The sequence below is a fragment of the Microcoleus sp. B3-D2 genome, assembly GCF_036705345.1.
Classification (GTDB): domain Bacteria; phylum Cyanobacteriota; class Cyanobacteriia; order Cyanobacteriales; family Microcoleaceae; genus Microcoleus.
Map to the genome: position 1 here is coordinate 19,746 of NZ_JAUBUG010000017.1, position 13,033 is coordinate 32,778.

General features: G+C 44.5%; 10 protein-coding genes. 5 read left to right on the forward strand and 5 right to left on the reverse strand.

Going from position 1 to position 13,033, the window contains the following annotated elements; all coding sequences use genetic code 11:
* Positions 1-98: 98 nt before the first annotated feature.
* Positions 99-3,017, reverse strand: a complete 2,919-nt coding sequence (locus tag QUB14_RS09105) for an AAA family ATPase (protein WP_333216253.1) — start codon at positions 3,015-3,017, stop codon at positions 99-101.
* A 275-nt stretch (positions 3,018-3,292) separates the two neighbouring features.
* Between QUB14_RS09105 and QUB14_RS09110 the strand changes: the two genes are divergently transcribed.
* The 3 genes from QUB14_RS09110 (at position 3,293) to QUB14_RS09120 (ending at position 7,737) form a co-directional block, all read left to right on the forward strand.
* Positions 3,293-4,708, forward strand: a complete 1,416-nt coding sequence (locus QUB14_RS09110) for an MBOAT family O-acyltransferase (RefSeq protein WP_333297158.1) — start codon at positions 3,293-3,295, stop codon at positions 4,706-4,708.
* Positions 4,709-4,713: 5 nt separating this feature from the next.
* Positions 4,714-5,685 carry a DUF459 domain-containing protein gene (locus tag QUB14_RS09115; protein ID WP_333216257.1) on the forward strand — a complete coding sequence of 324 codons (972 nt, stop codon included), beginning with the start codon at positions 4,714-4,716 and terminating at the stop codon, positions 5,683-5,685.
* A 276-nt stretch (positions 5,686-5,961) separates the two neighbouring features.
* Positions 5,962-7,737, forward strand: coding sequence for a hypothetical protein (locus tag QUB14_RS09120; RefSeq protein ID WP_333216259.1), 1,776 nt, complete (start codon positions 5,962-5,964; stop codon positions 7,735-7,737).
* 115 nt (positions 7,738-7,852) lie between these two features.
* Here the strand turns inward: QUB14_RS09120 and gloA are convergent, their stop codons facing one another.
* From gloA to QUB14_RS09140, 4 genes are all read right to left on the reverse strand, one after another.
* On the reverse strand, positions 7,853-8,281 hold the full coding sequence (gene gloA, locus QUB14_RS09125) for a lactoylglutathione lyase (RefSeq protein ID WP_333216261.1): 429 nt from the start codon (positions 8,279-8,281) through the stop codon (positions 7,853-7,855).
* A 110-nt stretch (positions 8,282-8,391) separates the two neighbouring features.
* On the reverse strand, positions 8,392-8,904 hold the full coding sequence (locus QUB14_RS09130; protein ID WP_333216263.1) for a cupredoxin domain-containing protein: 513 nt from the start codon (positions 8,902-8,904) through the stop codon (positions 8,392-8,394).
* Between the two features lie 19 nt (positions 8,905-8,923).
* Positions 8,924-11,179 (reverse strand): heavy metal translocating P-type ATPase, encoded by a 2,256-nt coding sequence (locus QUB14_RS09135; RefSeq protein WP_333216265.1) that lies wholly within the window; start codon positions 11,177-11,179, stop codon positions 8,924-8,926.
* 36 nt (positions 11,180-11,215) lie between these two features.
* On the reverse strand, positions 11,216-11,410 hold the full coding sequence (locus tag QUB14_RS09140) for a heavy-metal-associated domain-containing protein (RefSeq protein WP_333216267.1): 195 nt from the start codon (positions 11,408-11,410) through the stop codon (positions 11,216-11,218).
* Between the two features lie 322 nt (positions 11,411-11,732).
* On the opposite strand from QUB14_RS09140, the gene QUB14_RS09145 reads away from it, so the two are divergent.
* Together QUB14_RS09145 and QUB14_RS09150 are read left to right on the forward strand one after the other, a co-directional pair.
* On the forward strand, positions 11,733-12,455 hold the full coding sequence (locus tag QUB14_RS09145) for a DUF305 domain-containing protein (protein WP_333216269.1): 723 nt from the start codon (positions 11,733-11,735) through the stop codon (positions 12,453-12,455).
* A gap of 348 nt (positions 12,456-12,803) precedes the next feature.
* Complete coding sequence (locus QUB14_RS09150; protein ID WP_333216271.1) at positions 12,804-13,001, forward strand: hypothetical protein; 198 nt, start codon at positions 12,804-12,806, stop codon at positions 12,999-13,001.
* The last annotated feature ends 32 nt before the right edge of the window (positions 13,002-13,033 follow it).

Genomic DNA, 13,033 nt, shown 5'->3' on the forward strand with positions numbered 1-13,033 from the left:
CCTGTTCCTAATTTTCAATAACAGGCAAGATGCCTGTTCCACAAGAGAATTGATTGTTTGTGGAACAGGCATCTTGCCTGTTCCTAGCTGTTCGGCAACTACAAACTGTTACCTGTCAGCGCTGGGCGAGAATCTTTTTTGCGAAATTGCAAAGTGTTATTTTCACAGTCGATCGCAATTGTATCGCCCTCCACAAACGCATTTTCCAGAATCTTGTTTGCCAGCGGGTTTTCCAGCTCCCGCTGGATGGCGCGTTTCAAGGGACGAGCGCCGTAAACCGGGTCGTAACCGACATCTGTGATATGGTTTTTCGCCGCATCTGACAGTTCCAAAGTAATTTTTTGCTCGGCCAACAAACGCTCGATCCGCTTCACTTGAATGCTGACTATTTGCCGCAGTTCCGTCTTGCTCAAAGTGTGGAACAAAATTATCTCGTCCACCCGATTGAGAAATTCGGGCCGGAAGTGCGATCGCAGGGCTGTCATCACCCGTTTTAACATCTGTTCGTACTCTTGGTCTGTCTCCCGTTCTTGAGTCAATAAATTTTCATTTTCACTCTTCTCGGCAGTATCGACTCGGTGGGCCGACACCTCAACAGTACCGTCGGCAGCCACTTTATAATCTGTCTTTTGGCTTGACAAATCTTTCGTTTCCTGCTTGCGAGTAGCAGGTTTTTTGACGGTTTTTTCCTTCTTAGTAAACACGTCTAAAATGTGGTCGCTGCCGATATTGCTAGTCATCACAATTACGGTATTTCTAAAGTCAACCACTCGACCTTGAGAATCGGTAATTCTGCCGTCATCCAACACTTGCAGCAAAATGTTAAATACGTCGGGGTGCGCTTTTTCCACTTCGTCAAACAGCACTACCGAATAAGGATGTCTCCGCACTGCTTCGGAAAGTTGTCCCCCTTCATCGTAACCGACGTATCCCGGAGGAGCTCCTACCAACCGGGAAACGCTGTGCTTCTCCATGTATTCCGACATATCGATGCGGACGATCGCATCATCGCTGTCAAACAAAAACTCCGCCAACGCCCGCGCTAACTCAGTTTTGCCGACGCCTGTGGGGCCCATAAACAAGAAAGAGCCGATCGGTCTTCCGGGGTCTTTCATGCCCGCCCTAGCGCGCCGAATTGCCGCCGCCACGGCTGTTACAGCTTCCTCTTGACCGATGACTTTTTGGTGCAAGTGTTTTTCCAATTGCAGCAATTTTTGGCGTTCCGATTCTAACAACCGGTTAACCGGAATCCCTGTCCATTTAGCGACAATTTCCGCAATATCGCCCTCAGTAACTTTTTCGCGCAGCAGGGAAGAACCTTGAGCTTGCTGTTTCAACAGTTCCGCTTCTTTCGCTTCGCGATCGCGCACGGCAGTTTCCAGCTTGCCGTACTTTAACTGGGCGGCTTTATTCAAATCGTAAGCCCTTTCTGCTTGTTCGATTTGCACTCGCAATTGGTCTTCTTCTGCTTTCAATTTATTGATTGCATCCAACAACTGCTTTTCGCCCAACCACTGAGAGGACAATTTTTCCTGCTTGACTTTTAAAATGTCAATCTCAGATGTGATGCGTTCGACGCGGAAGCCGAGCCCAGGGGCGAGAGCACCTTTTCCTTCGCCTTCGATCGACAATTTTTCCATTTCCAACTGCATCACGCGGCGGTCAATGCCTTCCAATTCCACAGGTTTAGAGGTAATCTCCATTTTCAAGTGGGCGGCCGCTTCATCTACGAGGTCGATCGCCTTGTCCGGCAAAAAGCGATCGGAAATATAGCGGAAAGACAAAGTTGCAGCAGCTACCAGGGCCGAATCAGTAATTTTTACCCCGTGGTGGCGTTCGTAACGGTCTTTCAATCCGCGCAAAATCGAAACAGTATCCTCAACGCTGGGTTCGCCGACAAATACTTGTTGAAATCGGCGTTCTAGTGCAGGATCTTTTTCAATATTCTTGCGGAATTCGTCGAGAGTTGTAGCGCCGATGCAGCGCAATTCGCCTCTCGCCAACATTGGTTTTAACAAATTTCCCGCATCCATTCCCGAACCGGAACTGCCACCGCCGCCGGTGCCGACAACCGTGTGCAATTCGTCAATAAATAGGACAATTTGCCCGTCGGAATCGATGACTTCCCGCAGGACAGACCGCAATCGTTCTTCAAATTCGCCCCGGAATTTTGCCCCAGCAATTAAACTGCCCATGTCGAGGCTAAATAGCTGGCGATTTTTCAAAGATTCCGGTACGTCACCGTTGACAATTCGCTGGGCTAAACCTTCGGCGATCGCAGTTTTTCCGACTCCGGGATCGCCAATTAACACTGGATTGTTTTTTTGACGACGGGAAAGAACTTGTACCACGCGGCGGATTTCCTCGTCGCGGCCGATTACTGGGTCGAGTTTGCCGGCTTTGGCGGCTTCTGTCAAATCGCGGCCGTACTTGCTGAGGGCGTCGGAGTTAGCTTCGCCATCTTGATCTTGGGCTTTAGCGTTGCTGCGGCTGCCTTTCGTTTCGGAATTTTTTTCTTGGGCTTTAGCAGTGGCGCGGAAAGATTTGATTGCTTCTTCGAGTTTTGGTCGATCGAGTGTACCGGCTGGGGGTTTGCGATCGTAACCGGGGCGGCCCGGCGGCCCGTCGCCTTTTGTCAGCAACCTGCGACCGACTCGTTCGTCTTCTACTAAGCCAATTAATAAATGTTCAACGGCGATAAAATTATCTTGCCAAGTCGCCCTGGTGGCCTCGGCAACATCTAACATCACTTCTAAGCCGCGACCGAGGTATAGTTGGTCAGCGTTGGCAACTCTGGGCTGTCGTTTGGCAAAAGCATCTAACTGCTGGGCCAAGCGGGGGGCATCGACTCCAGCTTTGCTGAGAATGCTGTTGGCCTGGCCTTGCTGTTCGAGAAGGGCGATGGCTAAATGTTCAACCTCTAGCTGCTGATTGGCAAAGCGGCGGGCTACATCCTGGGATTTGACAATGGCTTCCCAGGCTTGATCTGTAAATTTGCTAGGGTCTGTTGGCTGCACGTTGGTTCCTCGCAATCAAGGGGATTCCTGTTGTTATCCGTTAATACATCGTCTCACAACCATCATAATCTTTAAACAGGATTATGAATTTATGAGTGCGGTTAACTAAGGCGGAAGTTGTGACCTAATTGACCTGTTGCAAAAGCTTACACTCCGCAATCCACCCCGAAATTTGGTGCGTTCAGACCGACTCTGGCGATACCCTTGGGGATAGGTTCGCTAGCCGTACTTATAAAAATATTGCCAGAAACAAGATTTTTTATCGGCTGAGACTTATGCTATTTCCCACTTACCAATTTCTAGTTTTTTTCCTAATTATTTTTAGCCTGATCGTCTCTGTGAAACCCCAAGTCGATTTGTATAAAATTGTCTTGTTAGTTGCGAGTTTATTATTTTATTCGTTTTGGAGTTTTGACTTTCTCTTGCTCCTCATTTTCTCTACAGTCTACAATTATATCATTCTCCGGGTTCTCTGCAAGAGTAAGTATAAAAAAATTGCTTTAATCTCCGGTCTAATTTTCAACATTGGCTATCTCGGCATCTTTAAATATTGCAACTTCTTTGTAACTTCTTTATTTGAGGTACTGAACCAGCTACAAATTCCAGCCAACTTTCCAGTTTTGCAAATAATCGCCCCCGTCGGCGTGTCGTTCTACACTTTTAGAATGATTTCTCATTTAATCGACTGCTACCAGCAAAAAATCCCTTGCCCGAAATTTGTAGACTATGCCGCCTACATTACCTACTTTCCGCAAATTGCCTCCGGGCCAATCTCGCGAGCTCGCGAATTTTACTGGCAGCTAAATTCACAGGAAAAATACGACTATAAAATTGAAGAAGTTATAGTTTTGATTTTGTCTGGACTCTTCAAAAAATATACTTTAGCCAGCTTTTTGTTTAACTTCACTGACTTGCCATTCAAAGTCCCCCAGCAGTACAGCAGCATTGATTTAATCCTGGCGGCAATTTCCTATTCCTGTCTAATTTACGTAGATTTCAGCGGCTACTCGGATTTAGCCAACGGCATCTCGTGTTTGCTGGGTTTTAAACCCATTGCTAACTTTAATATGCCATACCGATCGCTCAGCCTGCAAGAATTTTGGAAAAGGTGGCACATCAGTCTTTCCGAGTGGCTGAGGGATTACGTTTACTTTCCCTTTGGCGGCAACAAATATGGCAAGTTGAGGAAGTACGTAAATTTACTGATGACAATGGCGATCGGTGGATTGTGGCACGGCGCAGGTTTAAACTTTGTTTTCTGGGGAGCAATTCACGGTTTAGGATTAATTATCAACCATTTATGTAAAGATATCCCCCAAGCTATCCACTTTAAATTAGACTATGCCTTTCCCCGATTTGCTAAATTTTGCAGTTGGCTGCTAACATTTACTTTTGTTACTTGTAGCTGGGTATTTTTCGGCACTCCCAACTGGGAAACTGCGGTGATTTTTTTTCAAGGAATTGTCCACCCTGCCGTCGCAACTTTTCAATTTAACTTTTGGCAATTGTATTTAGTAATTGCAGTCATTGGCGCGATCAACTTGTGGGGCGATCGCATCTCCCAACTATTGCAAACCCTATTGTCATTAAAAAACATTTTCTTTCGGGTTGTCTTAGTTTCGCTGCTCGTGTATACTATCTTGATGTTGGGGCCAAGTACCGTTCCGCCTTTTATTTACTTTAATTTTTAAGAAATATGAAAGACCGGGAATTTTTGCTAATTGTTACTTCTGTCATTCTCACTTTAATATTTTCCAATTTATCATTATTTCTGAAAAGCTTCGCTTCCACTCCTTTCGCCAGTCCAGAAATTAAACAAGCCGCGCGCCAGATTGAAATAGACGGTTTCCGAAAATCCGAACAAGATTTTTGGAGCAAAATTAAAGATATTAACTTCGATACCATCCCCAAAGAATCAGAACTTCCTCCTGTCAAAACCGAAACAAAAACGGCCGTTCAACCCCCAAAGCCTGCTACTGCTAAAAAACCAACTCCAGCTAAACCCAAACTGACCATACCTTATCGCAAATTTTTATTTATTGGAGATTCCGTAATGTTCGACTTAGGAATTCAACTCCAGTACACTCTTAAGAAAAAATACAATATCGCCGATACCAAAATAGACTATAAGGTCTCGACTGGATTAAATCGGATAGATTATTATGATTGGTATGCCAGAACTAGCCAAATTTTTAATAATTACCAGCCGGATGTAGTGATAGTTTTGTTCGGAGCAAATGACCGTCAAAATATTATTGATTCTCAAGGAAAAGGCCGCGCTGTCCTGACCAAGGAATGGCAAAAAGCTTATCAAGAAAGAGTTGAAAGATATGCCAAGTTACTGGATTCGTCATCCGTCAGAAAAGTGTATTGGGTCGGTCAATCGATCCCTAACAAATCTTCGTATCTAAAAGCTTTTCCCATCATGAACGATATTTATAAAAATGCCAGCAAATCTTCATCCAAAATCGACTTTATTTCTACTTGGGAGACATTTGCACAAGCAGGAAAATTTGTTCCAGTAGTTGCTAATAAATCGGGTAAGCGAGGCTATGTTAAAAATAATGACGGCTTGCACTTTACCTCCCACGGAGCTCAAATTATCAGCGACTTAATCGTTGATCAAATGGTAAGCGACAAAATATTAAAAGCCCCAACCAAAAAATAACTATATTAGGTTGGGTTTCGTTGCCCAACCTATACTTTGGACATTTGACCAATTATTGCTAAATAATATATTTAGTTCGGGGTTCATATTGGCTTTTATTAACTAGCTTTATAGGGAAAATCTAGGCTTGAGTTATAATAAACTTCCTCGTGAAACCGGGTTTCAAATTCCCTATGCGTCCAGGAAGAATATTGACAAAAAGCAGCAGTAGATGTAAAATTGAAGTGAGCATCAAACAACAGCGTCAAGATATAGTAATTGTCATCGCGACAAATTATGACGAGCAATGTGTGGAAACTCGATCGCACTAACATCCCTGAGTCAAGGGGGTGCAGCGGCACAGCACTAATCTTCCTTCTCACTAAATATACTCAACCTTGGCAAAGAATAAACCTAGTTGAAAAATTCCTGCAACAGTGCGGCATCGAGCCTTTTGCTGAAGTTTTGGGCGTACCCAACAGCGGAATATTCAGAGAAAATATACCGCAAGCCGTCAGAAAACCGCATCCGAATTTGCTGTTTCGCGCTTTGGCAATTCAGGCATTGGGGAAGGTACGAGAGGGGCTGATATCAAGTGAGAGAGAAGCTAGAGCAAGTGATTTTAGCAAAAATCTGCTGGCGGCGTTAGAACAGGAAGCGCGAGGGGGAGTGACTCCTTTAATTCGGTGGTCTGGGGCTGTTAGTATTAAGTCAATTTGGTTGGATGAAGCAGGGCAAGGGCAAGGCAAGGAAGGTGCTGTCAATTCCACAATCAATGCAGAGGAAATTGAGCGACGGGTTGTAGAAGAGCAAATTCAACTATTAGCAAGCAACAAATTTGCTTTAGGTGACAGCAGCAGACATGACAGCCACAAGGAATATGAGAATTGTCTCGATTTTTGGGTGTACGGCCCTAGCTGGCTGCTGCCCATTCTGCCAATGGATTGCGAAGAATATCTGTTTTGGATCGATCGAGTATTTGCTGCGATCGCACTTACGGGCCCGTACAAATTGAATGCTGAAAACGATGCAGCGGTAACAAACTTTTTGGAAGTTGCAGAAAATAATTTTAATGACTGGGAATTCTCTAAAATACTTGCCAAAATTTTTGAGTTCCTGCACCACCCGGAAGCGAAAGTCAAAAATCTAGCTACAATTATTTTAGAACCTTACAAAGATAACCTAGACCGAAAATCGGCGCAGATTATGACAGCGCTTGTATATAAATTTAATGTAAAATATCAGCCCTTAGAATGTCTGACTCTTCCCGAAATAGAAGAGTACAAAGCGTCTCTGTATTTCGGTAAAATGGAAATTGACGACTTGTATGGTGAGGCTTTGTCGCTGTGTGGCGATCGGGATGTCGAACTCGCAAGTTTATTGTCAGCTAAACAAAGGGAATCCCAAAATACTCTAGAGGAGTATATCAACAATCTCAGCAAGTTAGTTAAGTCAATCATAAATTGCCAGAGCTTGTTAGATGCTAATAAGGAACTTTTATATTTGACTGTAGATCGGCTGGAAAAATGGGATTACACTCTAGACAATAAACTGGCGGCGCACCGCAAACAAATCCAAAACCTGAGCTTGGATAAAAGTACATCCGAGCAGTGCATAAACCTGGACAATGAACTCAATTATATCAGAGATGCTTTGCAGTATACTTTGTATGAAATCACCTCAAATATTAACAGCCAAATTAGAGAGTTAGAACTTTCTGCGTCCAAAAATAGCAAGACTGCAACAGATATGTTTAAGTGGACGTGGCTATTATTCAGGGTGGGGTTTTCAGTAGGGCTGTTTTTGTATTTATCGGATTTAGTGATTAACTGGATATTCGGGGTCAGCTACACAAGCGAATTTCTAGTTTATTGGACTATTTTATTTAGTGTGATAGTAGTATTTTTGTTAGTATTATCTGTATTTTTTTCTGGGATAGCTGCTTTAGACCAGCGCCGAGAATCTAAATTAATTCCAAAATTTGATAGCTTAAGCCAAATAGGGAGCAGTTTTTCTATATTGTGGCAAAAAATTTATTTGCAGCAGTTTGTCCCGTCGGTGCGATCGAATTAAAAGTTTCAGTTGACAGTTGACAGTTGACAGTTGACAGTTGTGGGTACGACTGTTGTCCAAAGGAAAACGGAAGAGGGAAGATAGTTTTTCCTTCCCCTTCCCCCTCTTAAGAAAGTTAGGATGCGGTTGTTGCTGCTACTTTATGGGTGTTGCTACCTTGATTTTCCAGTTGAATTAATTCAACTTTATATCCATCTGGATCTTGCACAAAAGCGATGACTGTTGAACCGTGCTTCATCGGGCCCGGTTCGCGACTAACTTTACCGCCGCGGGCTTTAATTTCTTCGCAAGTACCGTAAATGTCGTCAACGCCGATCGCAATATGACCGTAAGCATCACCCAAATTGTACTCTGTGACGCCCCAGTTGTATGTTAATTCCAAAACTGTAGTGTCTGATTCCTCGCCGTAGCCAACAAAAGCCAGAGTAAATTTACCGTCTGGATAGTCCTTTTTTCGCAGCAATTTCATACCCAGAACCTCGGTGTAAAATTTGAGAGACTCTTCCAGGTTGCCGACTCGGAGCATCGTGTGTAGTAGTTGCATTTAGCTCACTCCAAATTTTTTAAGCTTTCATCTATTTTAGCGATTTCTTGCTGAAAAAACTCGCGCCTCAACCGTCGCCATTGCCGCAGGTTGATAACTGTCTATTTGATTTAGCTTTGTACTTCCACCACACCCCTAAACATATTCATGCCGCAAGTAAATAGGTATCGTCCAGGTTTTTGAGGGGTGAATTCAACGGCAGTTACCTGATTTAGAGGTAATTCTCGCACAATGTGGAAATCTGGTAACAACACTTTTTCAAGACAACTATTGGGGTCGCGCCTCAAGAAATTGAGCCGGACTAATTGACCCGCTTTCACAACTACAGTGGCCGGCTCATAACCCCCGTCTACAGTAATAGTCAACTCTTGTATCCCCTGAATATATTCAGCTTTCTGCCCTTTAGCTTTACTGAACAAAAACCACCACAATTCCAAACCTATTAATGTCAAACCACCTATTGTTACGCCAACTTTTAAACCTAGTGGCTGTTCAATGCTGCGGAATTGAGTCGTTGAAGTAGAATGCTGGACGGACATTTCGGAAGCTTGAACTCCCGATGCCATTCCCATCACAAGTCCTAAACTCGCGAGACTTCCCCAAATTTGACGATGGTGTAACATTTTTCTCATTCCTCCAAATTTATGCACTAGATTTGGCTTGAAAATTCCGCAAGCGCAAAGCATTAGTAAGTACAGAGACTGAACTGAAAGCCATTGCTGCACCGGCGATAATTGGATTGAGCAGCCAGCCAAAAATGGGGAACAAAATGCCAGCGGCAATCGGTATTCCAGCGATGTTATAAATAAACGCAAAAAACAGATTTTCGCGGATGTTCCGCATGGTGGCGCGGGAAAGTTTAATTGCTGTAACTATGCCTTGCAAATCTCCTGAAATTAAGGTAATGTCGCTGGCTGCGATCGCCACATCTGTGCCGGTGCCGATCGCAATTCCCACGTCTGCTAAGGCCAAAGCCGGCGCGTCGTTAATCCCGTCTCCCACCATCGCCACAATGTTTCCTTCCCTTTGCAGGGCTTGAATTTGAGCTGCTTTTTGGTCGGGTCTAACTTCGGCAAAAACCCGAGTAATGCCCACGGATTGGGCGATCGACTCCGCAGTCGCGCGATTATCTCCCGTCAGCATCGCCACCTCCAAACCGAGCTTTTGAAGCGCTTTCACCGCCTGCGCTGACGACGGTTTGAGGGCATCCGCAATCCCCAGAATTGCCTCTATTTTGCCCTCTACAGCCATCCAAACAACCGTTTTGCTCGCAGCTTCCAAAGCTCTCCCGCGCAGTTCCAGATATTCAGTATCGCAGCCTAGTTCCTGCATCCACCTCAGCGTTCCCAGGGCGATCGACTTTCCGCCTACAACCCCGCGAACACCACTCCCCGCGATCGCCTCAAAGTCCTTAACATCCGTCAAATTAACCTCTTGAGATTGAGCGTACCTCACAACAGCTTCCCCCAAAGGATGCTCCGAATTTCGCTCTACAGACGCAGCCAATTGCAGCAACTTTAACTCATTGCTGTTCGCCGTTCCCCTAATTGTCACAAAATCAGTTACAGTCGGCTTGCCTTCGGTGAGAGTCCCAGTTTTATCTAACACGATAATTTGGATTTTGTGAGCCAATTCTAAACTCTCGGCTCCTTTAATTAAAATTCCATTTTCTGCACCTTTACCAGTTCCCACCATCACAGCAGTCGGAGTCGCCAAACCCAAAGCGCACGGACAGGCAATAATCAGCACTTCCACCATTGTTACTGTGGCTAGAGTGATGTTTCCAGTCGCGTTAAACCAGATAATAAAAGTAGCTAAAGCGACGGCAATTACTGCGGGTACAAACCAACCAGTCACTTGGTCTGCTAACTTTTGAATCGGTGCTTTTGAACCCTGTGCGTCCTGCACCATCTTGACAATTTGAGCTAAAAATGTATCTTTGCCAACTCTTGTCGCCCGAAACTTGAAACTGCCAGTTTTGTTAATTGTGGCTCCGATAACTTCGTCGCCAAGCTGCTTTTTGACAGGCAAACTTTCTCCCGTAACCATTGCTTCGTCTACTGTCGAAGCACCCTCAATTACCTCTCCGTCTACGGGGATTTGCTCTCCCGGCCGCACCTGCACGACATCGCCAATTTCCACTTGGGCGATCGGCACTTCCAACTCTTCCCCGTTGCGAATTATCCGAGCAGTTTTTGCTTGCAAACCCATGAGTTTGCGAATGGCCTCCGAAGTCTCTCCCTTCGCCCGATTTTCTAGGGTTTTCCCCAACAAAATTAAGGCGATAACGCTGGCGGCTACTTCGTAGTAAACGCTAGGAGTCAAACCTTGGGCCGTCAAGAAACCGGGAAAAAAGGTCACAAATACAGAATAAAAGTAAGCAGCACTGGTTCCCAAGGCAATCAAGGTGTCCATTGTGGCCACCCGCCGTTTTAGGGATTTCCAAGCTCCTACATAAAACGATTTGCCGCACCAAAATTGTACGGGTGATGTCAGCACTAATTGCAGCCAAAAATTGTGCAGCCATGCGGGAATAAATGGCAGGTGCAAGCCGGTCATCGCTGGAATAGCGCCCACAACCAGCAGGATGCTTATGATACCTGCTGTCCAGAGTTTCCGCTGCAAGGTTTGAGATTCAGATTTGCGATCGGCTTGTTCGGAATCATCCTCTGTCGCCGCCATTTCTTGAAGTGGCAAAGCTTGGTATCCCGCATCATCAACCGCCGATTGAATTGTTTCTAAGTTGGTTTGCTTGGAGTCGTATTGGATGGTTGCTTGTTCCATCCCAAAATTGACATGACACTCAATTACGCCGGGAACAGATTGAATTGCTTGTTCGATAGAGGAAGCACAAGAAGCACAACTCATGCCCCGCAATTTAAGTGTGAGATTGTCCATATATGCCATCCTCCATGAGACATTTACCCTTTATCTTTAAATAGTTGGATAGCCCGCCGATGCGATCGCTTTCCTAACTTCACTTTCTGACTTAGCGGTTTGAATCGTAACCACTTTTGTCTTGAGATCCGCCTCAACCGTTGAGGCTGAGTCAATGGCTTGGACTGCTTTTGTGATTGTAGTCGCACAAGCAGAACAAGCCATCTTAGGAACTTTTAGCTGTAAAGTCATAATTTGAACCTCAGCAGAAACTACTCCGCTCAATCAATGAATTAACTCCATTGTAAAGTCTCCAGTTGACTGGAGAGTCAAGGGGAATTGCAAAATAAATCAGGAATTATGAAAAAACTGGTTTGACACGCTACCCCTAGGGGTAAGGCACGCACTGTGCACTCTACATAATTAGATTCAAGTGAGTTCTGTAAATCTTAAATTTGAGTGCGATCGACGGCACAGCAATAATTCTTTACAATTCCGAGGCAAAAATTTCATCCTAATTTCATTTATATGTGAAAAGCTGAAGATAAATGGCCGTTTTAAGGATATAAAATCGATGAAACCAATTTCATTAAAAACAGGCTTTGTAGCCCTGATATTGACCGCCGCAGCCGCTTTAACCAGCGGAGTGCTTGCAGCTTGTTCAAAAGCCCCTTCCAGCGAAACTCCAGCCCCAAATGTTACGGCTGCAACCGAAGCAAACAACAAGCAAAACCTGGCACAAGGCGGTGGCATGAATCATGGCATGAATCATGGCACGAATCACGATATGTCAATGGATTTAGGCCCTGCGGATGCCGACTACGATTTGCGATTTATTGATGGCATGACAGTACACCATCAAGGTGCTGTAAACATGGCAAAAGAGGTGCTTAACAAATCAAAACGCCCGGAAATGAAAAAACTTGCCACTAATATAATTGCTGCTCAAAACCGCGAAATCAATCAAATGAAAGAGTGGCGAAAAACTTGGTATCCCAAAGCCAGCAGTACCCCGATGGCTTATCACGCTCAAATGGGTCACATGATGGCAATGACTCCCGAACAAATGCAAAGCATGATGATGAGCATGGATTTAGGCGCCGCTGACGACCAATTTGACTTGCGATTTATCAATGCGATGATTCCTCACCACGAAGGAGCTTTAGTGATGGCTGAAGATGCTTTGAAGAAGTCAAAACGCCCGGAAATGAAGAAATTGTCTCAAGAAATTATGACTTCGCAAAAGCAAGAAATTGAGCAAATGAAACAGTGGCGGCAAGCTTGGTACAAACAGTAATTTAGCTCACCTCAACCAAACGTGAACCAAATCCTGAAAATGAGTGACATTAATCCCAGTAGCTCAAGAGTTCCGAAAATACTTGCTTCACCAAAGCAAGAAATTGAGCAAATGAAAAAGTGGCGACAACCTTGGTAGACAAAGTAATGTTGCTCGACTGTGGCTGTCAGCATTTGTCTGACTCCACCTCAGTTCCCTGAGAGTACCTATACCTACTGTAGATAATTGAGCCGCCCTACATCTAAAGTAGTAGAAAGTTACGTAAGAATACTGTAGACAATTGCACTCCCCTACCTCTAAAGTAGTAGATAGGTCAGCAAAAAGCTATATACATAGAGAGGGTAGTTTATGATATTGAATACCTTGGAATTAAACAGCACTTATAAATCAAATGCAGCCGTAGATGAGCTACTGAGCGCATTGACAAAAGAAATTGCAGCGCCCGCAGAGATAAAAAAACCGGAAAAAAATCTACAGCACAATCGCTTGTCATTAGGCGAAACTTATCTTCGTATTTTAGAATCTGGTGGGCATCTGGGCTGCTGATGCGAAATTTCATCCTAATTTCATTTGACCGT

Bases quoted from the DNA above. Each gene is read 5' to 3' on its own strand.
- QUB14_RS09110 (WP_333297158.1), top strand. From the start codon at position 3,293: ATGCTATTTCCCACTTACCAATTTCTAGTTTTTTTCCTAATTATTTTT.
- QUB14_RS09115 (WP_333216257.1), top strand. From the start codon at position 4,714: ATGAAAGACCGGGAATTTTTGCTAATTGTTACTTCTGTCATTCTCACT.
- QUB14_RS09120 (WP_333216259.1), top strand. From the start codon at position 5,962: ATGACGAGCAATGTGTGGAAACTCGATCGCACTAACATCCCTGAGTCA.
- gloA (WP_333216261.1), bottom strand. From the start codon at position 8,281: ATGCAACTACTACACACGATGCTCCGAGTCGGCAACCTGGAAGAGTCT.
- QUB14_RS09130 (WP_333216263.1), bottom strand. From the start codon at position 8,904: ATGTTACACCATCGTCAAATTTGGGGAAGTCTCGCGAGTTTAGGACTT.
- QUB14_RS09135 (WP_333216265.1), bottom strand. From the start codon at position 11,179: ATGGACAATCTCACACTTAAATTGCGGGGCATGAGTTGTGCTTCTTGT.
- QUB14_RS09140 (WP_333216267.1), bottom strand. From the start codon at position 11,410: ATGACTTTACAGCTAAAAGTTCCTAAGATGGCTTGTTCTGCTTGTGCG.
- QUB14_RS09145 (WP_333216269.1), top strand. From the start codon at position 11,733: ATGAAACCAATTTCATTAAAAACAGGCTTTGTAGCCCTGATATTGACC.
- QUB14_RS09150 (WP_333216271.1), top strand. From the start codon at position 12,804: ATGATATTGAATACCTTGGAATTAAACAGCACTTATAAATCAAATGCA.